Source organism: Caballeronia udeis, from assembly GCF_001544555.2.
Taxonomy (GTDB): Bacteria; Pseudomonadota; Gammaproteobacteria; order Burkholderiales; family Burkholderiaceae; genus Caballeronia; species Caballeronia udeis.
Genome location: NZ_FCOK02000020.1, coordinates 1 through 23,769 on the forward strand (window position 1 = coordinate 1; position 23,769 = coordinate 23,769).

Here is a 23,769-nt window from a genome sequence, read left to right on the forward strand (position 1 = left end):
CCCTTGCAGGTCCTCGTGGAATGGCGCGAGGACCGCGATGATTGATGACAGGTCATTGGCCAGTCGCTTGCAGTAAAGCACCCGGTCCTGATCGTCGATCACGGCGATCATGGCGTTATTCGAGTGCAAATCGATGCCGCTATACTTCATTTCAGCCTCCTGAACGGGTCGGTTGAGCTTGGCATCTCAACTGTAGACCCTGGCCGCCCCTTCTCTGGGCGGCCAGGAGGCCTTTCACATGATTATCAAATTAGGTTGACGTGCCTCCCCGTCGCTTCAAAAGCCGGAATTATGTGTGAGCGCCTTTCGTATTTCGAGGCGCTTCGACACTTAACTCTGACTGGGTTGGTAATGACGACTGCTTCGCCTGTTCGACCAAACAACACTCCTCCGCCGCCACAAAAGACCGATGACAGCTTACCTGCGCCGCTGAACTTTGCCTTCCCCTTCAAGAAGTCGGACGGCAAGGACTTTATCGATGAACACCAATTCAACGCGCTGCTCGCGCGCGAGAGCGGCGGCTTCTTTCCGGTTAGCGATTCGGGCATGTGGCACGGCGGCATGCACATCACCGCGGGCGGTGCGGGTGCATCGCTTGATCTAAAAAGCGGCGTGCGTTGCCTCGCCGATGGAGAGGTAGTTGCATACCGGGTTGATCGGGCGTACCCGGTAAGCGAACTGCCAGCGCTGGTTGGTAAATCCGCCGTCAAGGCGAAATACAGCACGGGCTTTGTGCTCGTTCGCCACACGACGGAATTTCCCCGCGGCACGAAGCTGACCTTCTTCAGCCTGTACATGCATCTCAAGAGTTTCGAGGAGTATCAGATAGACGCCTCGCTCAAGATGCCGTCGTATTGGACAAAGGTCTGGAAAGTGACGCCGTTTGCCAAGGATATTCCCAAGCCGGATGTGCATCGCGGGAAGGCTGCTGCGCGACAGATTGGACTGAACATCCGTTCCGCGCCCAGTGGTAAGTCCGTGATCGGCATCTTGCGCCAGGGCGCACAGGTGCAGATCGGCGCGCAAAAAGGTTCCTGGGGGCAGATTGCATCGATTGAATCGGGTGGTCCCGTCATCGCCGCGAACGTCGGCAGTTTCGCCGATCCAGAGGCCAACACCGGCTGGATATTTCTGGGCAAATCGCATGGCCATCAATTGTTGGAGGCAGTGCTGTCGGAGGCGCACTTCGATCGGGTTGTCGTGTTGCCTAAACCCGTCAAGATCAACGCGGGAGATCTGATCGGGCATCTGGGCCACTACGACCATTTAAGCGAGCCGAGTGCGGGCAACCGGATGGTGCACATCGAGGTGTTCTGCGATGAGAAGGTCAAGCCGTACATTGAGCATGGCCGGGCATGGGTCAAGAAAAACGTGTGGAAAATTGAGCCCACGATTTTGCGTATCGACAGGAAAGTGAAGCTCTATGCGGCGATGGGTCGGGAAGTCGCCGATGCGCCTCAAACGGGTGTCATCCAGATCTATCCACTTTCAGCGCTCGCACAGGGTCCGAAAGAGGATCAGTTCGAGGAAACGACCGCCGGCACAGATGGATCGAAGTTCCATTGGTGGAAGGTCGATAGCGCGGACGTCCGTCGCGCACCGATCTCCGGGTGGGTGCGCGAACAGAATCACGCGGGCGGAAGGGTGACGCGCGAAGCGGCGTGTACGTGGGTGGATTTCGAGATACACGAGGAAGCCCATGACCCGATGCATACGATGTTCGCCACGCCCAAGGCGTATCTGGATTATTGGCTCGATGCGGATGAGCCGGACGTACCTGCGCTGGCGAAGTTGAGTCCGCTTGCGGGGAAGGTTTATCGCTCGGTGTTTACCACGGGAAGCGGTTCACACGCGGCTGACGAGTTGCGCAAGGTGTCGCGGGATCCGTGGTTGCAGTTGCGGCTATCGCGGTTGATCGTGAAGCATGAGAGCGAATGGGCGAATCCGGGGAAGTGGAAGCGGTTGTACGAGTGGATTGAGCAACGTACTGGACATGATCCGGCGCATGAAGAGGAACAGAAGCGCATTGCGAAGCTGGTGTGGTGGGATGCGGTGAAGGGGAAGATCGAGGGGTTCCCGGAGTCGGCGGATGTGTTTCATATCTATCCGGTGGGGTTGGTGGGGAATTTCCGAAAGTTTGGCGGAAAAATTACGCTAGCGATGCTTAGCGCAATCTTCACGGAAGCATCTTTGGAGCAGCTTCAAGCTGTTGTTGACGAGCTGAATCCACGGTTGAAAGACTTTAATCTTGGATCTCGGCTTCGGCTTTCTCACTTTTTTGCGCAGATCCGTCAGGAAGCAGGGGTCGGTCTTAACACCACCGAAAACCTGAATTACCGAGCTGATGTTTTGACCCAAAAATTCGGCTATTTCAATTCGCACCGGGCCGATGCGGAAGTATATGGTCGAACAACGGAGCACTTAGCAGATCCCGAATCGATTGCGAACCGCGCATACGCTCATAGGATCGGCAATGGTTCCGTTGAGAGTGGGGACGGCTGGAAGTATCGAGGTCGCGGATTGAAGCAGCTCACAGGGAAGGCGAATTATCAAGGGTTTCAGAATTTTACCCGTCTCTGTGGACCGACGATACTGCGGACTTTATGTCTAATTCTGATCTTGTTGCTGAAATAAAATATGCGACACGCTCGGCGGTCTATTTTTGGATATCAAACGGGTTACCGGAACTAGCTGATGAAGGCTTTGCTGACAGTGTCGTCGATAAAATTACTGCAGTAATTAATTTAAAAACAGACAGTTATTCTGCTCGGAGGAGTAACTTTCATGCGATATGGAAGGGTGGGCTGTTTGATGGAGTTGAGTAATGATTAAAATTCGGAATTTCTATATCGTCTTTTGCTTGGCTATGCTAGTGAATTCTAGCGCATCGGCTGCCGAAACAGAAAAATACCAAATCGAATTTCTGGGTGGAAGCACAATAGAATTCGCTGAAGTAGAAAGTCTTGAAGGCGAGGCCATAGAAGCTAACCTATTTGGTTTTCCAAAGTCGAGCAACGAAAGATTTTTGTTGACCGTTACGAGCCCGAAGGTGGATCGGCTCCAAAGATAGAAAGTGTTTTTGTCAGTGGTCATGCGCCACGAAAATTGTTTGTTATTGTTGATTGGGCTGCTGATATTCCCTCTATTGGGACAGGAGGAACCCTCTACCAAATCTATGTGTATGACGAAAGGGTTGAAAACAAAGAGAACATTATTCGGTTGATCCCGGATCTAGTGCTTATGAGGCGTTTTGGAATGGGATTCGATGGGACTCGGGAAGGACAGCGGGCAGTGTACAAGTTCAAGACGGCAAAGTTGATCAAGAAACAATTGGCGGATTGGGGGTATAAATAGGAGCACAGCACGATGTTGCCATGACACCTGCAATATTGACTCGACACGAATGAGCCGAACGCCCCTGCGCTCGCACGTGAGAGTTTGAGCGATGTGTGCGACATACTGATATCAGAAGAACACGCCAAAAAACTCGCTCTAGCTTCTATGAGAAGCTATGCGCAGCAAGCGGTGAATGTATTTCCCCAGTTAATCAACCTTCACCCTCATTGTCAGGGCGCGATGCTAAGTCTTATATATAACAGGGGAAGCGGTCTCCACGGAAAAAGTGTCGAGGAGGAAGCTCGGCGTAGGGAAATGAGAGAAATAAAAAATGCCCTCGAAACCGGGGTGGAAAATCTCGTTCCTGAGAAAATAAGAGATATGAAACGCCTTTGGGAGGGAACCGGCCAACGCGGGTTACTAAAGCGTCGCGATCAAGAGGCAGATCTCTTTGAGCGCGGTCTGAAATGCAACTGTTGGAGGTGACGAGAATGAGATTTATAATACTGATTCTTGTACTCGTGTTGAAACTTGCACTTACATCCGCTCACGCCGAAGTTTGTACCGACACGAACATTTCAATATTAAAAGCATGCGCAGAGAAAAACTACCGAATAGTCGACGAAGCCCTCGGGAAGAAATATCATCAGCTAATGGAGGAAAGCGACGGGGGCACGAAAAACGCCCTCATTTCGGCGGAGAAGACCTGGATCAAGTACAAGGAGTCATCTTGCGAGCCGAATGGTAACGCCGGTGCAGAAGCCAGTTTAGACAAACTAGGCTGCCTTATAAAACTCACCAAGCTGAGGTCCGACGAACTAAGCTACCTCAGCATCGGAATCGGTATGTTTGGCTTTTTTTCTCATCTAGCTTTCGAGTCCGAAGATGATTCGGTAAATCGGGGGATAGTGATCGGGAAGCTCATCTCGAAATTTGTATCTTCAAAAGATAATTACTGGCGAAGCTACGTTGCACAAAACTGCAAAATGACATCCACGTTACTGTCTGAAGATCAAAACATGTGTGTGGCACACCTCACATTCTACAAAAATTGATATCAATATTCGATCACAGTCGCCGGTTTCGGCATTTGGCAGCCAAGTGCAATTTTTGTAGCACCTATTCGATAGGCGATTTGAAATCACGGCTAAATTGTAATGAAAATTAAATTTCGTGTTAGCCGAACATCGATGTTCGTTGCATTCTCAAGCTGTCTTTTATGCACACTCGCTAGTGCTAAAGATTTATATGTAGAATTGCCTGGTAATTCCAAAATCCACCTCTCGGAACCTCTCGCAGCGTCGAGTCGAAAGCTATTCGAGCCAGGATGGGGAGTAGCCGAGTTTTTAGGTCGGCAAGGAGAAAAAATCCGATTTTTCCCGGACGAGCACTTTACATCGATCGGTGGCGTAATATTTTCTCCTCCGGAGTATTGGAGAATTTCTCCTTCAGGAAAATTCACGGTTCTGGTTATTCTTCGCGCTGGCTTACTTGGGGATCCGCGGGACAAAAAGGTTACAAGTCGACAGTACTGCCCGGTTCTTAATACAACATCCGGTTGCCTCGAAAGCATACAGACCGGTGAACTCTGTGCTGGAGAATGGGACAAAACACGCGATAACTGGATCGTTGTCGGAGAAAGGGATGATTCAATATCAATAATGTTGGGTACGCAGCTCGGAAGCAAAAGTGCAACGGAAGCTTGGAGTGAGTTTTCGAAGAAAAAGGTGTCTTTCGTTAATATAAAAATGAAGGAACGATTGCAAGATGATCTTGGGGTGAAAAACCTTATGGCATGTGACCCGATTCGAGATAAGAATCGAGCGATATACAAGTTGATAGCAGATCAGCTACAAGAAGAGGGTGATATTGCGGACTCGACGTACATTACGGAAAAGCTAAATTCCTCGAACTACAACGAGGACGCCAAGAGAAAATCGCAAGTCGCAGTTGATAAAGCGTGGTTGTATGAGAGTGCCGACGTGTCAAGCAGGACTTCAATGTATTTGATACGAGGTGATTTGGTACGGGTTATGCATTCCAACGGAAATGGCTGGCTCTTTGTCGAATACAAAAAGTCCGATGGCTTCGACTTGACAAAGTGGATGCAGTCAAAAGATTTAAGTGTACATTAGGTAAAGTATTGCATCGGTCGGCGTCCTTGTGACGTGGACCGCTCGGAGTGGTATCTTTCGATGAGTCTGCTGCCGGATCCATACCGGGTGATGGTTTTAAATAGTGAAAAAATATTTCGTGACCGTTGTTTGGATATTACCTCTTCGTTGACGCATGCATGTACTGTCTTTGAAAACGGAATGTTAGAGGCATATCAAAAAGAGCTCAGTGAAAGACATCAAGGTCAATCGCTTGATTTCAGTCAGTTAGAATTAGCGTGCAAATCGTGGCCTGCAAAGAAAGGGATATCGATTTTAGTGTCGCCATACGTGTCCACAGTCTTGCGGCACGATGATCAGCAGTTTCTCGGGCTAGCAATAATGTTGGTACGGGAAGACGCATTCCATTTTCGCAAGTTGACGACTGCGAAGCTGAGCGACAAGCAGACCGTCATCGCCAAAGGCGAACTCTTCCGCAGGTTCGTCGCTTCGATTGACGCCCGGTTGCGGCTTCCCAAACTCGACTTTCCCGAATATCCGATCGACAGCCCTGAAGCGGCAGAGCGTGCCGCCGAGAAATGCAGGGCGCATTGGGGATTGGGATTAGGACCGGTCGGCAATATGGTCCGCGTGCTTGAAAACGCAGGTGCGGTTGTGACCGCGTTTGAAAACTCGGCGAAGGACATTGATGCACTGTCTATTGCGTCGTCCCGGCCAATCGTGGTGACCAACCGCAGCGACGCGTCAGCATGCCGCGTACGCTTTGGATACGCGCATGAGTGCGGTCACTTCGTTGGACATGTCGGCCGCAGGACGGGGGACAAAGCATCGGAGTCCGAGGCGAATCGGTTTGCCAGTGCTTTCCTGCTTCCTCGAAGCACCTTCGTCAAGGAATTTCCGGCCTTGAGAGGCGGCACGCAGGTTAACTGGATAGCATTGTCGCAACTGAAAATGCGGTGGCGCGTGAGTAAAGCGGCAATGCTGTATCGCGCACGGCAACTGAACATTCTTGGTGAAGATCAATATAAGCGCGCGCTGCTAGGACATCTGTTTGAAAAAGGCGAGCGCCACATCGAGCACGAGGACGTGTCGATTCCCCATGAAAAGCCGGAGCTTCTTCATAGCGCAATGGCAGTTCTTAGAGAACGACTGGGTTTATCGTTGAACGATATTGCCGTGTCCGTGCACATGACCCGAGCCCTGCTCGCGGAAATTGCCCCCTTGGCCGACGATGAGCATGAGGCAGGCGATCGCGTTGTTTCGCTTGCGCAATTCCGGCAAACTCGCGAGAAAACCAGCGGCTAAGTGAACCAACGCTATCCGCAAGTACGCTCACCCCGCCGGAAACCTCACCAGAATCCGGCTGAACGGCACCGACCTGTCGACCGTAACCGCGCCCGTACCCTTACCTGCATAAGTAGTCACAAGCCGCATGCCAAGCCCTGTGCCCTGTGGTTTCGGGAAGTCGATGGGAAAGCCGTCTCCTTCGTCCTCCACGGTCAACAGCACGACATCGTCGGATCGTTCCAGCTTCACGCGCACCGTTCCTCGTCCGTACTTGAGGGCATTGGTCACGAGTTCCGCCGTCACCAGCCCGAGCGGCGCGAGCCGCGCGGCGGGCAGCACGATCGACTCCCCTTCCAGCGATACTTCCCGCCCCGCCGTCAGTTCAGCCAGATCGGCCGTCAGGCCCCGCAGGTAACTGGTCGCGTCGGTCGCCTCCGCGCCGTCGTCCTGATAGAGCCGGTGATGCACCGAGCCCACCGTGCGCACGCGCGTGGCCGCCGCCTGCAAATGCGTGGCGACGGATTTATCGCCGGCAAGATTCGCCTGCAGCGCGAGCAGCGTCTGCACAAGCTGAAGACTGTTGCGAACCCGGTGATGAACCTCTTTCATCATCAGCGCCGAATTGCCAAGCTGCGTTTCCTGGCTCGACACGAGCGCGGCGAGCTCCTCCTCGTTCTCGTGCCGCTCGGTGACATCGCGCATGGTCAGCACAACGCGCTTCACGCGCTCGTCGGCATCGAGAACAGGCGCCACCGATACATCCCACCAGCGAGCGTCGCCGACACGGGTCGGGCAGGGGCCTTCGAACCGGACCGGTTCGCCGCGAGCGGATTTCGCCAGTGCCTGCTCGACCTTCGGGCGTTGATCTTCGGGCCACAGGTCCACGCAATGCGTACCGCCCACGTCCCCGAAGTCGTCGATGCTCAGCGCCACCAGCCCGTTATCGTTCATGAATTCGATAGCGCCATCCAGCGACAGCACCTGGATGCAGTCCGTGCTCGCGTTCAGCACGCTGGTGGAGAACAGTTCGTCAGCGCCGGTCTGCGACTCCGCGGCGAGCCGCTCACGGCTCATGGAGATGACGTTCGCGATCGCTTCCAGGAAAACGATGTCTGTTTCGCTGAAGTCTTCGTCGTCGGAGCTGTCCGCTTCGAGCACGCCGAAGGTTTCGGGAATGCCGCGAATGGGGACGTTGATGGCGCGCTTGATACCGTGCCGCGCCAGCAAATCGGGCGTGCGGAAACGGTGCTCGGTACCCAGGTGATTCGACAACACCGGCCGGCCGCTGACGAATGCATGGCCCGCGGGGCTGGCGTCGTCGGCGCCGAGTTCCGTGGTGCCGATGTCCGCCGGGTCCCAGCCCACGCCGGCTTCCAGCACGAAGGTTTCGCTTTCGGGCTGATAGCGGAGCACCTTGGCGAAGCGCGAGCGCAGTCCAGCCGATACGGCCTTGCAGGCTTCGTCGAGAAGCACGTTCGCGCTGTGTACGCGCAGGACCGACGTCGCGAATTGCACGGCGATCTCGTGCTGCAGGCGCAAGCGGCTTACCGACCGTTCGACGGCACTGCGGATCGTTTCTTCGGGTGGCAATGCATCCATCGGGTTCTCCTTGACCGCGGTGTCGCCTATGCTTTTGTCCGGCGATTCATGCTTAAAGGTCAATTCTAACCGTGGAGATTAAAAGGCCACAGATTTGAACGGGGCGTTCGTCAGCACCGCTGCCACCCCCGACGCCCAGGGCAAGTGTGAACGGCCTCTCTCGGTATAATCCCGAATGTTATAATCATAACAACAAGGTGTTAGAATAATCTATCGATTAACCGGAAAATGTTGTGCGCTGCACAACCGGCCATCTCATGCTCGATGTTGCTTCCCAACCCGTTGTCGCCTTGCGCGCCAAACCGCTCTCCCATCATGAGTTACAGCAGCGCAATCCAGGCGTTCCGCTGGATCTCTCGTGGCTTGACACCCTGCGCGTCAACCAGTCAGCGGTGGCCCGGCGAGTCAGCACGCTGGGCACGCGCCGCGCGGTTAAAAAGGACGCACAAGCTGCGTGGCTGCTCAAGGCCATCACGTGCATAGACCTGACCACTCTCAACGGTGACGACACCGCCGCACGCGTCGAACGCCTGTGCGCCAAAGCACGCCGGCCAATTCGCGACGACCTGCTGGAGTCGCTAGGCATGCCGGCCGGCTCCATCAAGACCGGCGCTGTGTGCGTGTATCACCGCTTCGTCGGCACGGCCGTTGCTGCGCTTGCCGGTAGCGGCATCCCGGTCGCGGCCGTCTCCACGGGCTTTCCCGCCGGCCTGATCCCGCATCCGCTGAAGTTGAAGGAGATCGAGGCGTCGGTAAAAGACGGCGCGGCGGAAATCGATATTGTCGTCACGCGTGAACACGTGCTCACCGGCAACTGGCAAGCGCTCTATGACGAAATGCGCGACTTCCGCGCGGCCTGTGGCCCGGCGCATATCAAGGCGATTCTTGCGACAGGCGATATCCGCACGCTCTCGAACATCGCCAAGGCGTCCATGGTTTGCATGATGGCCGGCGCCGATTTCATCAAGACTTCCACCGGCAAGGAAGGCGTCAACGCCACGCTCGATGTTTCGCTCGTGATGGTGCGCATGATCCGCGACTACCTGGAACGGACGGGCGTGATGATCGGCTTCAAACCGGCCGGCGGCGTGTCCACCGCCAAGTCGGTGCTCGAATACCAGATCCTGATGAAGGAAGAGCTTGGCCGCGAATGGCTCGAACCGGAGTTGTTTCGCATAGGCGCGTCGAGCCTGCTCGCCGACATCGAGCGGCAACTCGAGCATCACGTCACCGGCCGCTATTCGGCTTTCCATCGTCATCCGGTTGCTTGAGCCGGTTGCATAAGCCAGCACCGCATCATCTTTTACACGAGCTCCCAATGAGCGTAGCCGACTACTTCACCTCGATGGATTACGGACCTGCACCGGAAGACGACGGCGCCGCGCGCGCCTGGCTGGATCAACACGCGACCGGCTTTGGCCATTTCATCGACGGCTCCTTTCGCGCGCCGCTGGCGGGTGAGCAATTCGACTCGCTGGAACCCGCGACCGGGCGCGTGATCGCGAGCATTGCGCAGGGCGATCAGGCGGATATCGACGCTGCGGTCGACGCCGCGCATCGTGCGCTGCCCGCGTGGCAAGCGCTTGGCGGCGCGGGTCGCGCACGGCATCTGTATGCGCTTTCGCGCATGGTGCAGCGGCATGCGCGCCTCTTCGCCGTGCTTGAATCGCTGGATAACGGCAAGCCGATCCGCGAGTCGCGCGACATCGACATCCCTCTTGTGGCACGGCATTTTCTGCATCACGCGGGCTGGGCTCAGTTGCAGGATCGGGAGTTTGCCGACTGGGCGCCGCTGGGTGTCATCGGCCAGATCGTGCCGTGGAATTTTCCGCTGCTGATGCTCTCGTGGAAGATCGCGCCGGCACTCGCGCTGGGCAATTGCGTGGTGCTTAAGCCCGCCGAATACACGCCGCTGACCGCGTTGTTGTTCGCTGAATTGGCAGCGCGTGCAGGCTTGCCCGCAGGCGTGCTGAACGTGGTCACCGGCGACGGCCGCACGGGCGCTGCGCTCGTCGAACATCCGCGCGTGGCGAAGATTGCGTTCACCGGATCGACGGAAGTAGGCAGGCTGATTCGCGTGGCGACCGCAGGCTCGGGCAAGTCGCTGACGCTTGAACTCGGCGGCAAGTCGCCATTCATCGTATTCGACGACGCCGATCTCGACAGCGCGGTGGAAGGTGTCGTTGATGCGATCTGGTTCAACCAGGGCCAGGTCTGCTGCGCCGGTTCGCGGCTGCTGGTGCAGGAAGGCGTGGAGCAACGCTTCATCGATAAATTGAAGCGCCGCATGGACACGCTGCGGGTCGGGCCGTCGCTCGACAAGGGCATCGATCTGGGCGCGATCGTGGACACCGTGCAGCTTGAGCGCATTCGTTCGCTCATTGAACGCGGTGTGCAGGAAGGCTGCGAGATTCACCAGCCCAAAGGGCTTCGAATGCCCGAGCAAGGCGCGTTTTATCCTCCCACTCTGGTGACGAATGTCGCACCCGCGTCCACGCTTGCACAAGAAGAAATCTTCGGGCCGGTGCTGGTGACCATGAGTTTTCGAACGCCTGATGAAGCGGTCGCGCTGGCCAATCATTCACGTTATGGACTCGCTGCAAGCGTGTGGAGCGAGACCATTGGCCGTGCGTTGGATATTGCGCCGCGCCTGCAATGCGGCGTGGTCTGGATCAACGCCACCAATCTCTTCGATGCCGGTGTTGGCTTCGGCGGGTATCGTGAATCGGGCTTTGGCCGTGAAGGCGGACGCGAGGGGATTTACGAGTACCTGAAGCCGCGCGCGTGGACTAAGCTGCCCGTTCGTTCCGAGCGCGCCCAGCATATTGCGCAGCCTTCCGCGTTCGAAGCGGACACCAGCGTCAGCGCGCTCGACCGTACTGCGAAGCTGTTTATCGGCGGCAAGCAGGTTCGCCCGGACAGTGGTTACTCGCGGCTTGTGCATGCGCCGTCCGGGGCGATCGTTGGTGAGGTGGGCGAGGGCAATCGCAAAGACGTACGCAACGCGGTCGCCGCTGCGCACAGCGCTGAAAAGTGGTCGCAAGCCAGCACGCATAACCGCGCCCAGGTGCTGTATTACCTCGCGGAAAACCTGTCGGCGCGTGCGGACGAATTCGCAAGGCAACTCGCGGCGCGGACCGGCGTGTCTGCCGCCGATGCCGAGCGCGAAGTCGAAGCATCGATCACGCGTTTGTTCACTTATGGCGCGTGGGCCGACAAGTTCGATGGAGCGGTGCATTCGCCGCCGCTAAGAGGCGTTGCGCTGGCAATGCACGAACCGCTCGGCGTGATCGGTGTGGTGTGTCCGGACGAAGCACCGCTGCTGGGGCTCATTTCGCTGATCGCACCGGCGCTTGCGTTGGGCAATCGCGTGGTCGCCGTGCCGAGCGAAACGTGTCCGCTGACGGCGACCGATTTTTATCAGGTGGTCGAGACATCGGACGTGCCGGCGGGTGCCTTGAACATTGTCACCGGCGAGCGTAAGGCGCTGGCGTCGACCCTGGCAAAACACGACGATGTCGACGCGTTGTGGTGCTTCGGCGGTGCGGATTTATCGACGCTGGCAGAGCGTGAATCGGTAGGCAACCTGAAGCGCACGTTCGTGGATTACGGCCGCGTGTTCGACTGGTTCGATGCCGCAAGCGAAGGCCTGCCATTCCTGCGTCAGGCCGTGCAGGTGAAGAACATCTGGATCCCGTACGGAGACTGAGCGTCAGCAATGAACCTCACGAGCGGACGCAAGAATGCCGGGTTCAAAATAGAATCATGAGCGATGACCTCGCAACACAGCGAGGCACGCTCAACATGAAGGAGACGTAATGCTGAAGAACCTCGACCCGCTGCTGAACGCCGACGTCCTGCACGCGCTGTGCGCAATGGGGCACGGCGATGAAGTCGTGATCTGCGACGCCAATTTCCCCGCCGACTCCGTCGCGCGCCAAACGGTGCTTGGCCATGTGCTCCGGCTCGACGGCGTGAATGCACCGCGTGCGATCCGCGCGGTGTTGTCGGTGTTGCCGCTGGACAGTTTCGTCGATCATCCCGCCGAACGCATGGAAGTGGTCGGCGATGCCAACGCGCTTCCTGCCGTACAGCGTGAGGCGCAGACCGAAGTGGATGCCGCCGAAGGGCGCGCGACGCCCTTTGCTTCCATCGAACGTTTTGCGTTTTATGAGCGCGCCAAGCAAGCGTATTGCGTGATTGCTACCGGCGAAGCGCGTGGATATGGCTGCTTCATCTTCAAGAAGGGCGTGAACCTTGCGCCCGATGCGCCGTCGGAGACCACGCGATGAACCGCAGCATCGTCATCCTCGGCATCTACGTGACGGATCTCACGTTCCGCGCCGGGCGTATGCCGCTGCTTGGAGAGACCATCGCCGGATCGGCGTTTGCGATGGGGCCGGGCGGCAAGGGGTCGAACCAGGCCGTGGCCGCAGCACGCGCCGGTGCCGACGTGATCTTCTGCACGCGCCTCGGCGCCGATGCATTCGGCGACATCGCGCGCTCGACGTGGGCCGCTGAAGGCATCACGGCGCGGGCAATCACGACTGATGGCGTGGCAACAGGCGCGGCGCACATCTTTGTTGACGACGTCACGGGCGGCAACGCGATCATTGTTGCAGCGGGTGCGGCCGGCCGTTTGTGCCCCGAAGACGTTGAAGCAATCGAAGCCGATATTGCGTCCGCCGTGGTGTTCGTCACGCAGCTTGAACAACCGGTTCCTGCCGCGCGGCGCGGACTCGAACTTGCGCGTCGCCACGGTGTGACGACCGTTTTCAATCCGGCGCCCGCGCTACCGCTCGACGACGACATCTTCCCCCTTTGCGACTACATCACGCCGAACGAAACCGAAGCAACGGCGCTGACGGGTATCGCGATTGCTTCCGTCGATGACGCCCGCCGTGCCGCCGATGTCCTGCTCGGAAAGGGCGTGCGCGCGGTGATCGTGACGCTGGGCGAAGCGGGGGCGTTGCTGCATACGCTGGAAGAATCGGTGCTCGTGCCGGCCTTCAATTGCGGTCGCGTGGTCGAGACCGCAGGCGCGGGCGATGGCTTCACCGGCGGCTTCGCCGCGGCGCTTGCTCGCGGCGAAAGCCCGTTGAACGCCGTGCGTTTCGGCTGCGCGCTCGCGAGCTTGTCAGTCACGCGTCCCGGCACCGCGCCGTCCATGCCGACGCTGGCCGAAATAGAAGCGGTGCTTGGCGGACCTGTGAAGTCCGGCAGCGTGCTGGTTCACCAATCCTGAACGGAGGAGCGCATCGATGAACCCATCGAAATGGCTCGCTGACCGGCAACTGAATTTCCTGGTCGGCGTGAACCTGCTGGTCGTGATTGTCGCGACCGCGTTGTCGCATGGCCAGTTCGTCGATATCGACAACCTCCAGTCCATGGGCAGCCAGTTGCCCGAACTGGGACTGCTCGCGCTTGGCATCATGCTCTCGATGGTGTCGGGTAACGGCGGTATCGACTTGTCCGGCGTCGCGCTCGCGAACCTCTCGGGCATGGTGGCCGCGCAACTGCTGCCCATGCTCGTTTCCGCGGATAACTCGCCATCGCTCTATACCGCCGTGTTCTGCGTGATCACCGTGACGCTGGGTGCAATGGGCGGCTTGATGAACGGCGTGATCATCGCGCGATTGAAACTCACGCCGATCCTCTGCACGCTTGGAACGTCGCTGCTGTTTACCGGCATTGCGGTGGTCTTGAGCAACGGTGCATCGGTGCGGGTGGAATATGTCGATGCCCTCTCCGACATCGGCAACGGCACCTTCCTGCAAGTGCCTGTCTCGCTGTGGATTTTCGTGGTCACGGTGTTGCTGCTCGGCTGGATCCTGAAGCGCACGCCCTTCGGATTGCGGCTCTATCTGATGGGCACGAATCCGAAAGCCGCGTTCTATGCCGGCATTCCGCGCGACCGCATGCTGATCCTGACCTATGGCATGTGCGGCGTACTCGCGTCGCTCGCCGGGCTGATCAGCGCGACGCATACGTCCAGCGCCAAGTGGGACTACGGCAACTCGTACTTGCTGATCGCGATCCTGATTGCGGTGATGGGCGGCGTGAATCCGGCGGGCGGTTACGGCCGGATCATCTGTGTTTTCCTGGCGGCCACCGTGCTCCAGTTTCTGTCGAGCCTGTTCAATCTGCTCGGCGTCTCGCAGTTCTTCGGCGACTGCGCGTGGGGCTTCCTGTTGCTCGCGTCGCTTGCGCTGGCGGGCGGCGAACGCGTGCGGGCGATCTTCGGCCTGGGCGGCGCACCAACCGTTGCGAAGGCGCCAAAGCCGCCGGCGGCGTAGTCGGACAAACAAGCGAATAAACGAGCTTTGCCAGGTTTCAAAACTTCATCTCATGTGCATCACAGACAAACCATAACGGAGACAACGCATGAAACTCAATCGAATCACCATTGCGCTTACAGCAGTCACGCTTGCGGCCGGAGTCATTGCTGTCGCGCAAGCCGCGACCGATCAAACCATCGTCACGGTGGTCAAGGTCACGGGTATCAACTGGTTCAACCGGATGGACGACGGGGTGAAAGAATTCGCCAAGGACAACCCGGGCGTGAACGCTTATCAGACCGGACCGGGACGCGCGGACGCTGCGCAACAACTGAAGATCATCGAAGACCTGATCGCGAAGAAAGTCACGGCGATCGCAGTCGTTCCCTACGATCCGCCGACCCTCGAACCCGCGCTCAAGAAAGCGATGGATCGCGGCATCAAGGTCGTCACGCATGAAGCGGACAACGAGAAGAACACGATGGTGGACATCGAAGCCTTCGACAACACCGCGTACGGCGCAGGTCTGAACGAGCGGCTTGCGAAGTGCATGGGTGACCAGGGCAAATGGGCGGTGCTGGTGGGCTCGCTCGGCAGCCGTTCGCAGGTCCAGTGGGCGGATGGCGGGATTGGCAATGCGAAGCAGAAGTACCCGAAGATGGATCTGGTCGAGCCGAAGCTTGAAACCAATAACGACGGCGAACGTGCTTACCAGGTCGCGAAGGAAGTGCTGCGCAAGCACCCGGACCTGACTGGTTTTCAAGGGTCGTCATCGCTGGACGTGATTGGTATCGGGCGTGCGGTGGAAGAGGCCGGCAAGATTGGCAAGATCTGCGTGTACGGCACGGGACTGCCGACCGAAGCCGGCAAGTTCCTGGAGAGCGGCGCGATCAACGGCATCGCGTTCTGGGACCCGAAGCTCGCCGGTATCGCGATGAACAAGGTCGCGAAAATGCTGATCGACGGCAAGACAGTGGAGAACGGTGCCGACCTGGGCCTCGTTGGTTATAACAAGGTTACGGTCACGAAGGGTCCGGGCAAAGGGATCATCGTGCGCGGCACCGGTTGGGTCGACGTCGACAAGACCAACTACAAGCAGTATCCATTCTGACTGCTGTAGCTGATGCAGTGAAGCGCGCACGGCTGCCGTGCGCGCTGTCTTCAGGAAGTTGAAAGAGTGGAAGGTCCAATGATGAGTACAGTGCCGCTTCTCGAAGTCGTCGATATCCATAAGCGCTTTACCGGCGTGTATGCGCTGCGTGGCGTGAGCCTTTCGTTCCAGCGTGGGCAGATCTATCACCTGCTTGGCGAGAACGGTTGCGGCAAGAGCACGCTGATCAAGATCATCTCCGGGGCGCAACCGCCCGATCAGGGCGAGCTTGTGATCGAAGGCGTAAGGCATGCGCGGCTTGCGCCGCTGGAGGCGTTGTCGGCGGGTATTGAAACGGTGTATCAGGACCTTTCGCTGCTGCCCAACATGAGCGTGGCGGAGAACGTGGCGTTGACGTCGGAACTGGCCGCGCACGCGGGGCGCCTTGCGCGGACCTTCGATCGCCGCGCGCTGGCCAAAACGGCGGCGCGTGCTCTGGAAGCGGTGGGCCTGCCCGGCGATGCCGATTTCCAGGCCACGCTGGTCGAGCAATTGCCGCTGGCAACACGGCAGCTTGTGGCGATCGCGCGAGCGATTGCGAGCGAGGCGAAGTTCGTCATCATGGATGAGCCGACTACGTCGCTCACGCAAAAGGAAGTCGATAACCTGATCGCAGTGCTGGCGAAACTGCGTGCCGATGGTGTTGCCGTGCTGTTCGTGAGTCACAAGCTGGATGAGTGCTACGCGATCGGCGGCGAGGTGATTGTGCTGCGCGATGGCCAGAAGATGGCGCAAGGGCCGATCGAGAATTATACGAAGGCGCAGATTGGCGAGTTGATGACGGGCAAGCAGTTATCGAACGAGCGATATCGGCAGGCCGAAGTCATGGATGGCCACGAGATCGTGCTGGATGTGAAGGCATTATCGCGGTCGCGCCAGTTCGCCGATGTCACGTTCTCCCTGCATCGCGGAGAGATTCTCGGCGTGACCGGTTTGCTCGACTCGGGGCGCAACGAATTGGCGCGCGCATTGGCCGGCGTCGCGCCTGCGGATAGCGGTACGGTGACGCTGGACGGTTCTGTCGTGAGGCTTAAAACGCCGTCCGATGCGAAGTGGCAGCGCATAGGCTACGTGCCCGAAGACCGCCTGAACGAAGGCCTTTTCCTCGATAAATCCATTCGCGACAATGTCATCACGGCGATGATCTCGAGCTTGCGGGACCGCTTCGGACAGGTCGACCGGAAACGCACGCGTGAGCTTGCCGAGCGCACCGTGAAGGAGTTGCAGATTGCGACGCCTGACATTGACAAGCCGGTGCAATCGCTTTCCGGCGGAAACCAGCAACGTGTGTTGATCGGGCGTTGGCTTGCTATTGATCCACGCGTGTTGATCCTGCACGGCCCGACGGTGGGCGTGGACGTGGGATCGAAGGACATCATTTACCGCATCATGCAGCGGCTGGCGGAGCAGGGCATCGGCATTATTCTGATCAGCGATGACTTGCCTGAGTTGCTGCAGAACTGCGACCGAATCCTGATGATGAAGAAGGGGCGTGTCTCGAACGAGTATCGTGCGGGGCAGTTGACTGAAGCCGATCTTTATCACGCTTTACTTTCAGAGGCAGCATGAGCGAGTCACTTCATCGCGTTGCTCAGACATCGCAAGGCGCATCCGCGCTCAGTCCGGCATTGGCCGAGGTTGCGCCGCAGGTGCAGCCGCTCAGTTTTACCGCGCGGTTGGTGCGTAATCCTGAATGGTTCACCGTCGGGTTGATTCTTGTGACGTGTCTGGTGGTGGGCACGCTGAATCCGCGCTTCTTCCAGTTCGCAACGCTCTTCGATCTGTTGCATTCAGGGACGACCGTGTCGTTGTTTGCGCTGGGGACGCTGGTCGTGCTGGCATCGGGCGGTATTGACGTGTCCTTCACTGCCATTGCTGCTTTTACGATGTATTCGATCACCAAGGCCGTGTTCGCGTGGTGGCCTGATGCGCCGTTTTTTGTGATTCTGGTTTGCGGTGCAGTGGGCGGCGTGTTGCTTGGGTTGATCAATGGCGTGCTGGTGCATCGGCTGAAAGCGCCTTCGCTGATCGTGACCATTGGCACGCAGTATCTGTATCGCGGGTTGTTGCTGACGTTCGTGGGAACGCAGTTTTTCATGAACATCCCGCATAGCATGGACAGCTTCGGGCAGTTGCCGCTGTTTTTCTACCACACGAACGATGGGCTTCGGGCGGTGTTGCCGGTGTCGGTGATTGCGCTGTTCATTGCTGCGGGTCTGACGTGGTGGCTGCTCAACCGGACGATGATGGGGCGGGGTGTGTATGCGATGGGCGGCAGTCTGCCGATTGCCGAGCGGCTTGGTTACAACCTGCGGGCTATTCACCTGTTTGTCTTTGGGTACACCGGGATGCTGGCGGGGATTGCCGGGATATTGCATGTATCGACGAATCGGCTGGCGAATCCGTTCGATCTGGTGGGGACTGAGCTGGATGTGATCGCGGCGGTGATTCTTGGCGGGGCCCGGATTACCGGCGGGACAGGGACGGTGGTGGGGACGTTGCTTGGGGTGGTTCTGGTTACGCTGATCAACAGCGTCTTGATCTTGATCGGTGTGCCCAGTACCTGGCAGAAGGTGATTATCGGGGCGTTTATTCTGGTGGCGGGGACGTTGTTCGCGTTGGGGAGAAGGGCGGCGTAGGGGTGGTTGATTTCGCCTACGCGCAGTGGTCGGTTGAACTGCCCGGTGAATTTGCCGGGCCAACCACACGATAGTTGCCGATGCTCAGCCTATTCATGGTTTCGTTCACTTCCGAATTTCCATCCCCTTCTCCGTGATCAACGAATCGAACTGATCCAGCTGCGAAAACCTCACTGCCTTGACCTTGCCCAACTTGCTGGCATCCACCACCAGATGCCTCTCAACCGCACTTTCCATTGCAGCCTGCTTGATTGCTACCTCATGAAAGTTCCAGCACGTCACGCCGCGCGCCTCATCCACCCCGCCGGCCGAAATGAACGCCTTGTTGATCCCCATTCGCCGCAGCGTCTCGATACTTTCATCGCTGGAAAACGAATCCGACGAGGGCGCATAAACGCCGCCCAATAAGATCATCCGCACATTGGTCTTGCGCCGCAAAATCTCAGCCACGTTCAGCGAATAACACACCACCGTCAAATGCATTTCAGCCGGAATGAGCCGCGCCAACGTGGTCAGCGTCGTTCCGCAATCGATGAAAATGGTCTCGTTGTCAGCAAGCAGCCGCGCAGCCAGCGCCGATGCTTCCGCCTTGGCCTGTGCAAAATGATCCTTCTCTTCATCGATCGTATAACCCGCGCTGTTCGGGACATCCGAGGCGCGAACGATATAACCGCCAAGGTAAGTGAAGGTCCCCGGACTCGCCGCTATGTCACGGCGAACCGTCATCTCCGATACATCGAGCAAAGTCGCCGCATCGCGAAGACGCATCACACTTTGCTCGCGCAAAGCATCGGCAAGAACACGCAAGCGATCGCTTTTGGTCATTCGCAGAGGGTAGTGGACGCAAGCTGCACGTCGTGGATGTGGTTGTTAGATTTTGTTCGCCAGATGAAATGATTATAACAAGCGCACCCGCGAAAAGTGATCGGGGAAAACGCTTTGCGATTTCGCGTTTGATGAGGTGCAAACCGAGGATTACCCGGCGGCGCGTGCCCGGATCAGCGCGGCGGCCGATGGAACTGATGTCTGCTCTATTGCAACTTTGGCGACACCCGGCAGCGCGTCTTCCGCGAGTTGCGTCAGCGTACGCCCCGGCGGCATTTCAACTAACACCTGTGCACCGAGTTCACCCAGCACGATCGTCGAGTCGTGCCAGCGAACGGGATATCGCAGGTTCGTCGCGAGGTCGGTGCGGATAGCGTCGGCCTGGCGCAAAGGCCGTGCGCCGCGATTGCTGATATACGGAACCGACGGCGCATGGAAGGCGATCTTGCTTGCGGCTTCAGTGAGTTCGCGAGCGGCGTCGTCGAGTAGCACGCAGTGGGACGGCACGCTGACCGCCAACCGCTCTGCCTTGCGTGCGCCGGCTTGCAATGCGAGCTCCCGAACCTGGTCGAGATCCGCGTCCGCACCTGCCACCACGATCTGTCGCGGGGCATTCAAATTCGCAATGAAAGCGGCCTGCGTATGGGCACTCGCAATCACAGCGTCCAGTTCACACTCGCTTAAGCCGGAGACCGCGAGCATCCCGTAGCCGTGCGGAAAAGCGGTCTCCATCAATTGCGCGCGAAGGTGCAGCAGCCTCAAGGCATCGTCGAAAGACACGGCATTGCACGCAACCGCAGCGCCGTACGCTCCCACCGATAAACCCGCCACCGCGTCCGGCTCGATCCCTTCATCCCGCAACGCTCGCACCGTCGCCACCCCCGCAACAAGCAAGCCGATCTGCACTGCGACGGTCGAATCCAAAGCATCGGCGTGATCGAGTGAGAGTACGTCGGTATGCAATACATCGGACGCTTCCTCGATGGTTTCAGCAAAACGCGCATGCGGCGTCGTGCCCCCAAGCGTGTGCAAAAAGCCCGCGAATTGCGAGCCCTGACCGGGGAAGAGGAATGCGATCATGCCGCTTGACTCGTCTGCCAAGGATCGGCGACAAGCTTCGGGCCATCGGCGCAGCGCAGCATCACGCGTGCGCCGGGATGCGCGTATTCAGCCAGCGAGAACGCGCCGTCATGCGTCTGGATCTGCATGTCAATGCGCGTGCCGTGGTCGAGCGCGGCTTGGGAGAGGGCATCGAATAAGGTCTTGGCTGCGGCGCGGTCGAGAGGCTCGGGCGCGCGCATAAGCAGGTCGAGATCACTGGTTTGCGTGACCGTCGGATAGCCGCTGGCAAGTTCGAAGCCGGCGCTGCCGGTAGGCCCCCACGTGCAGCCGGTCGCTTCGCAGAGTGGGGCAATTGCTTGCAGCAAAACAAACGCGGGCAAGAAGTTTGCGCGTGTCGTTGCGGGCTTCGCGGGCCCAAGCGATTCGGGCTTCAGGACATCGGCAACAAAACGCGGATCAAGCCACGAGCCGAACCGCTCGCTGCGTATTTCGCCGCGAATGCCCACCGCGATCAAGCCGTTCACCGACACCGCCCGCCGGACCACCACGAACGGTGCACGTGTCAGTGAGGCTGCGACCCACGCCGGGGCATCGGGGAAATCAGGTGTTCCCGGCGCGAGCTGCAACAGGTCGTGCGGACTCACGACGCGTCCCATTGTTCTGCCATGCGCTTGCGGACTTCTATGGACGCGGCGCGAATCCGCTTGGCATCCGCCGACTGCAACCGCGATGAGAGATCGCGCGGACCTTTGCGTGCATCGTCAATTGCAGCGATCAACGAAGACTGCACGCGGTCGATATCTTCACGCCCGGGTGCATCCGCATCAATGCCGGCGATCAGCTCATGCAGCAGCCCGAGCTTCGCGTAAGCACTCATCTTGTACGACATGGGCAGCACGCGGTCGCCGAGTTCATCGAGTCCTTCAACGCTACGGCGCGTGACCCGTGCCGCCGCTTCCTTGCCCATCGCATGCACGGCGATGCCGCTCGCGTCGAGCGCGATGATCCGGTTCGCCTGATAACCATGCGCGAGAAAAGCGCCGGACATTGCCGGGCCGACAATCAGCGCGATCACAGGATGACCGGCAAGCCGCGCGCTTGCATAGGCATCGACGCCGGCCGCGCACGCGAGATGAACGCCAAGCAATTCTTCGCGACGGCCGTATGCCTGGCTCTTCACATCGACAATAGCCACGATCGGGCGCTTGACCGGAGCGTCGCGATCCGCCTCCATTGCATTGCGCACCGCGCGTGCAAGCAGCCAGCCTTGTTCGAGGCCGACCACGTTGTCGGTCGCACGCGGAAAGCGGTTGTGCGGATCGGGAACGACGGTGATGAAACGCGCGGTCGTGTCGCCAAGCGGCGCGTCGGCGCTGCGGATCGGGCCTTCGTTGCCCGAAGCCGGGTGTTCATTCGACGTCAACGCGTCGAACCAGATTTGCCCACGTGATGCGTTCATCAAACCTCTCCTTGCCAAAGCGTGCGCAACACAGCGGGGTCGATTGCCGCCGGGTCCACACGCGCAAGCCGTTCAAGTTGTGCATCGACCTGTTCGGTCCGATGGCTTGCCGGCACACCGCTTGCGAACGCGCTGAGCACGGCTTCGCGAACCTGATCGGTATCGTCTTCCACGAGGGTGTCGACCAAGCCCACGGCTGCGCGTTGCTCCCCGCCGATCATCGACCAGATGAGACGCCGGTCACGTGAATCGAGTTCTTCTACGCCCGCTTCCTGTTCGATCACTTCGGGCCCGTTCATCCCGAGCCGCGCCTGCCGCGTCATGATCAGCCGGGTGCACAATGCCGCCGCCAGCGACATCCCGCCGAAGCAGCCGACCATGCCGCCGATCACGCCGACGACCGGCACGTAGCGGCGCAACGCGACGATCCCCGCCTGGATCTCCGCGATTACAGCGAGACCGAGATTCGCTTCCTGCAGCCTGACACCACCGGTTTCGAACAGGATCACCGCCCGGATCTTGCGGCCCGCTTCGAATTCGCGCACGGCCATTTCGAGCGCCGCTGCGATCTTCGCGCCCGACACTTCGCCGATGCTGCCGCCCTGGAACGCTGGCTCGATCGCCGCGATGACCGCCGCTTCGCCGCCCAGCGTACCGCGTGCAATGACCGCGCCGTCGTCGGCCTGGCAGACCACATCCTGCATGGCGAGCCACGGCGATTCGAGCCGGTCGAACGGTCCGATCAACTCGCGGAAGGTGCCGGTATCGAGTAACGCACGGGCACGTTCGCGCGCGGTCAGTTCGATAAAACTATGCTGCGCGATGAAGGCATTGTGGCCGCTCATGATGCGTCTCCTTCACTCGCTTCCACTGCTTCAGCGAGCCGCAGCATGACGACGCCGGGCGTTGCGCCGAAGTCGTTGAGTTCGAGGCGCGCGGCGCCGTCGTAGCGCGAGAAGAAGCGGTCGAGCACGCTTTTCCATACGTGTTCGTAACCGTCCACGCTCGTGCGGATCACGACCTCCGCATGCTGACTCTCCGATGGCGACAGCAGGATCTCCAGGTCGCCCGAGCCGACCACGCCGACATGCGCGCGTTGCGGCACGGGGCGGGTGGCGGGATATTCGTAGCGCAAGTTTTCCATGGCGTGTTCTCCGCGTCAGCCGACGCGCGGCAGGGTATCGAGGAAGAGGGTGGCGGCCAGCAAGTCCGCCGCGCCTCCGGGAGATGCGTTCAGTTCGGTGAGACGTTGGTCGAGGCGGGCGAGCGCGGCGCGGCCTTGCGGACGTGCCGCGCCGCCGGCTTGCAGTGCGTCGCGGGCGCCGGCCTGCGCGGCTTCAAGCGCGACCCGGCCGCCGCGATGCAGCAGGCAGGTATCGTCGAGTGTCGCGATGATGGCGAGCAATGCGTCGAGCCGCGCTTCGCCTTCAGTTGCGCCGTTCGCACGAGAACGATGCAACGCAGGCAAGCCGGCTTCGAGCACGTGAGGGAAACCTTCGGCAGCCTGACCGCGTGCGCCGGTCACGCCGAAGCGCTGGGAAACACGCGCACCATTACTCATCGCGTTCGGTGACGGCGCGAAACGATCCTCGAAGCGCGCGATGACTGCCGCTTGCGCGCAGAGTTCGAAGGGTTCACCCAAGGGACACATTGCAGCAGCGGCGCATAACAGGCCAACAATCCAGATCGCCCCGCGATGCGCGTTGCTGCCATTCGTTGCACGCAGCATGGCCGCCTCACCCTCACGGCCAATACGCGCAAGTTGCTCACGCAGCCATTGAGAAGGTTTTTGATCAACCGCTGCTCGCGCCAGTGCGAGAAAGGTCGGCTGCAACGAACGCGCCGAACGCAGCATGATGTCGAGGTCCAGGTCACGATGTGCGCCGCTGCCGCGCCCATCCACCAGCGCGGGCTTCGGCGTGAGAGACGCCTCATCAATCAACGCGGCGACTGCATGATCCGCGAGGGTCGACGGGTCGCGGGCAGCATCGATGAATTCGGGTTGTTGAGTGCAGGCCAT

General features: G+C 59.0%; 20 protein-coding genes and 1 pseudogene. 12 read left to right on the top strand and 9 right to left on the bottom strand.

Annotated elements, in window-relative coordinates; translation table 11 throughout:
- Window positions 1-150 (bottom strand): annotated as a pseudogene (locus AWB69_RS51095) (IS110 family transposase); the annotation flags it as partial.
- A 201-nt stretch (window positions 151-351) separates the two neighbouring features.
- On the opposite strand from AWB69_RS51095, the gene AWB69_RS16055 reads away from it, so the two are divergent.
- From AWB69_RS16055 to AWB69_RS16080, 4 genes are all read left to right on the top strand, one after another.
- Window positions 352-2,634, top strand: a complete 2,283-nt coding sequence (locus AWB69_RS16055; RefSeq protein WP_062086371.1) for a hypothetical protein — start codon at window positions 352-354, stop codon at window positions 2,632-2,634.
- Window positions 2,635-3,827: 1,193 nt separating this feature from the next.
- A complete protein-coding gene (locus AWB69_RS16070) occupies window positions 3,828-4,391 on the top strand; it encodes a lysozyme inhibitor LprI family protein (RefSeq protein WP_197500251.1) in 564 nt (187 codons plus the stop codon).
- Window positions 4,392-4,493: 102 nt separating this feature from the next.
- Window positions 4,494-5,471, top strand: coding sequence for a hypothetical protein (locus AWB69_RS47735; protein WP_156528870.1), 978 nt, complete (start codon window positions 4,494-4,496; stop codon window positions 5,469-5,471).
- A 60-nt stretch (window positions 5,472-5,531) separates the two neighbouring features.
- On the top strand, window positions 5,532-6,755 hold the full coding sequence (locus AWB69_RS16080; protein WP_082913432.1) for an ImmA/IrrE family metallo-endopeptidase: 1,224 nt from the start codon (window positions 5,532-5,534) through the stop codon (window positions 6,753-6,755).
- Window positions 6,756-6,782: 27 nt separating this feature from the next.
- On the opposite strand, the gene AWB69_RS16085 is transcribed toward AWB69_RS16080, so the two are convergent.
- Window positions 6,783-8,336, bottom strand: coding sequence for a sensor histidine kinase (locus tag AWB69_RS16085; RefSeq protein WP_062086383.1), 1,554 nt, complete (start codon window positions 8,334-8,336; stop codon window positions 6,783-6,785).
- Between the two features lie 257 nt (window positions 8,337-8,593).
- On the opposite strand from AWB69_RS16085, the gene deoC reads away from it, so the two are divergent.
- From deoC to AWB69_RS16125, 8 genes are all read left to right on the top strand, one after another.
- A complete protein-coding gene (deoC, locus tag AWB69_RS16090; RefSeq protein WP_062086385.1) occupies window positions 8,594-9,607 on the top strand; it encodes a deoxyribose-phosphate aldolase in 1,014 nt (337 codons plus the stop codon).
- Window positions 9,608-9,654: 47 nt separating this feature from the next.
- Window positions 9,655-12,045, top strand: a complete 2,391-nt coding sequence (locus AWB69_RS16095; RefSeq protein WP_062086387.1) for an aldehyde dehydrogenase family protein — start codon at window positions 9,655-9,657, stop codon at window positions 12,043-12,045.
- 109 nt (window positions 12,046-12,154) lie between these two features.
- Complete coding sequence (locus AWB69_RS16100; protein ID WP_062086389.1) at window positions 12,155-12,628, top strand: RbsD/FucU family protein; 474 nt, start codon at window positions 12,155-12,157, stop codon at window positions 12,626-12,628.
- Complete coding sequence (gene rbsK, locus AWB69_RS16105) at window positions 12,625-13,581, top strand: ribokinase (RefSeq protein WP_062086391.1); 957 nt, start codon at window positions 12,625-12,627, stop codon at window positions 13,579-13,581. Before AWB69_RS16100 ends, rbsK begins: the two co-directional genes overlap by 4 nt.
- A gap of 16 nt (window positions 13,582-13,597) precedes the next feature.
- Entirely contained in the window at window positions 13,598-14,632 is a 1,035-nt protein-coding gene (locus AWB69_RS16110) for an ABC transporter permease (protein ID WP_062086393.1), read from the top strand.
- A gap of 88 nt (window positions 14,633-14,720) precedes the next feature.
- A complete protein-coding gene (locus AWB69_RS16115; RefSeq protein ID WP_062086396.1) occupies window positions 14,721-15,725 on the top strand; it encodes a substrate-binding domain-containing protein in 1,005 nt (334 codons plus the stop codon).
- A gap of 78 nt (window positions 15,726-15,803) precedes the next feature.
- Complete coding sequence (locus tag AWB69_RS16120) at window positions 15,804-17,333, top strand: sugar ABC transporter ATP-binding protein (RefSeq protein WP_062086398.1); 1,530 nt, start codon at window positions 15,804-15,806, stop codon at window positions 17,331-17,333.
- Entirely contained in the window at window positions 17,330-18,403 is a 1,074-nt protein-coding gene (locus tag AWB69_RS16125) for an ABC transporter permease (protein WP_062086400.1), read from the top strand. The genes AWB69_RS16120 and AWB69_RS16125 overlap by 4 nt, the downstream gene beginning before the upstream one ends.
- Before the next feature lie 105 nt (window positions 18,404-18,508).
- Here the strand turns inward: AWB69_RS16125 and AWB69_RS16130 are convergent, their stop codons facing one another.
- The 7 genes from AWB69_RS16130 to AWB69_RS16160 form a co-directional block, all read right to left on the bottom strand.
- Window positions 18,509-19,228, bottom strand: coding sequence for a DeoR family transcriptional regulator (locus tag AWB69_RS16130; RefSeq protein WP_062086402.1), 720 nt, complete (start codon window positions 19,226-19,228; stop codon window positions 18,509-18,511).
- Between the two features lie 150 nt (window positions 19,229-19,378).
- Window positions 19,379-20,308 (bottom strand): malonate decarboxylase subunit epsilon, encoded by a 930-nt coding sequence (mdcH, locus tag AWB69_RS16135; RefSeq protein ID WP_062086404.1) that lies wholly within the window; start codon window positions 20,306-20,308, stop codon window positions 19,379-19,381.
- Window positions 20,305-20,934, bottom strand: a complete 630-nt coding sequence (locus AWB69_RS16140) for a malonate decarboxylase holo-ACP synthase (protein ID WP_231937128.1) — start codon at window positions 20,932-20,934, stop codon at window positions 20,305-20,307. Before AWB69_RS16140 ends, mdcH begins: the two co-directional genes overlap by 4 nt.
- On the bottom strand, window positions 20,931-21,749 hold the full coding sequence (gene mdcE, locus AWB69_RS16145) for a biotin-independent malonate decarboxylase subunit gamma (protein ID WP_062086408.1): 819 nt from the start codon (window positions 21,747-21,749) through the stop codon (window positions 20,931-20,933). The genes AWB69_RS16140 and mdcE overlap by 4 nt, the downstream gene beginning before the upstream one ends.
- Complete coding sequence (locus tag AWB69_RS16150) at window positions 21,749-22,594, bottom strand: biotin-independent malonate decarboxylase subunit beta (protein ID WP_062086410.1); 846 nt, start codon at window positions 22,592-22,594, stop codon at window positions 21,749-21,751. The genes mdcE and AWB69_RS16150 overlap by 1 nt, the downstream gene beginning before the upstream one ends.
- A complete protein-coding gene (locus tag AWB69_RS16155) occupies window positions 22,591-22,893 on the bottom strand; it encodes a malonate decarboxylase subunit delta (RefSeq protein WP_062086412.1) in 303 nt (100 codons plus the stop codon). The genes AWB69_RS16150 and AWB69_RS16155 overlap by 4 nt, the downstream gene beginning before the upstream one ends.
- A gap of 15 nt (window positions 22,894-22,908) precedes the next feature.
- On the bottom strand, window positions 22,909-23,769 hold the full coding sequence (locus AWB69_RS16160) for a triphosphoribosyl-dephospho-CoA synthase (protein ID WP_062086415.1): 861 nt from the start codon (window positions 23,767-23,769) through the stop codon (window positions 22,909-22,911).

Coding starts and splice junctions, on each gene's coding strand:
- AWB69_RS16150 (WP_062086410.1), bottom strand. CDS start 22,594: ATGAGCGGCCACAATGCCTTCATCGCGCAGCATAGTTTTATCGAACTG.
- AWB69_RS16130 (WP_062086402.1), bottom strand. CDS start 19,228: ATGACCAAAAGCGATCGCTTGCGTGTTCTTGCCGATGCTTTGCGCGAG.
- AWB69_RS16085 (WP_062086383.1), bottom strand. CDS start 8,336: ATGGATGCATTGCCACCCGAAGAAACGATCCGCAGTGCCGTCGAACGG.
- AWB69_RS16100 (WP_062086389.1), top strand. CDS start 12,155: ATGCTGAAGAACCTCGACCCGCTGCTGAACGCCGACGTCCTGCACGCG.
- AWB69_RS16110 (WP_062086393.1), top strand. CDS start 13,598: ATGAACCCATCGAAATGGCTCGCTGACCGGCAACTGAATTTCCTGGTC.
- AWB69_RS47735 (WP_156528870.1), top strand. CDS start 4,494: ATGAAAATTAAATTTCGTGTTAGCCGAACATCGATGTTCGTTGCATTC.
- AWB69_RS16155 (WP_062086412.1), bottom strand. CDS start 22,893: ATGGAAAACTTGCGCTACGAATATCCCGCCACCCGCCCCGTGCCGCAA.
- AWB69_RS16115 (WP_062086396.1), top strand. CDS start 14,721: ATGAAACTCAATCGAATCACCATTGCGCTTACAGCAGTCACGCTTGCG.
- deoC (WP_062086385.1), top strand. CDS start 8,594: ATGCTCGATGTTGCTTCCCAACCCGTTGTCGCCTTGCGCGCCAAACCG.
- AWB69_RS16160 (WP_062086415.1), bottom strand. CDS start 23,769: ATGGCCTGCACTCAACAACCCGAATTCATCGATGCTGCCCGCGACCCG.
- AWB69_RS16125 (WP_062086400.1), top strand. CDS start 17,330: ATGAGCGAGTCACTTCATCGCGTTGCTCAGACATCGCAAGGCGCATCC.
- AWB69_RS16055 (WP_062086371.1), top strand. CDS start 352: ATGACGACTGCTTCGCCTGTTCGACCAAACAACACTCCTCCGCCGCCA.
- rbsK (WP_062086391.1), top strand. CDS start 12,625: ATGAACCGCAGCATCGTCATCCTCGGCATCTACGTGACGGATCTCACG.
- AWB69_RS16080 (WP_082913432.1), top strand. CDS start 5,532: ATGAGTCTGCTGCCGGATCCATACCGGGTGATGGTTTTAAATAGTGAA.
- AWB69_RS16120 (WP_062086398.1), top strand. CDS start 15,804: ATGATGAGTACAGTGCCGCTTCTCGAAGTCGTCGATATCCATAAGCGC.
- AWB69_RS16070 (WP_197500251.1), top strand. CDS start 3,828: ATGAGATTTATAATACTGATTCTTGTACTCGTGTTGAAACTTGCACTT.
- mdcE (WP_062086408.1), bottom strand. CDS start 21,749: ATGAACGCATCACGTGGGCAAATCTGGTTCGACGCGTTGACGTCGAAT.
- mdcH (WP_062086404.1), bottom strand. CDS start 20,308: ATGATCGCATTCCTCTTCCCCGGTCAGGGCTCGCAATTCGCGGGCTTT.
- AWB69_RS16095 (WP_062086387.1), top strand. CDS start 9,655: ATGAGCGTAGCCGACTACTTCACCTCGATGGATTACGGACCTGCACCG.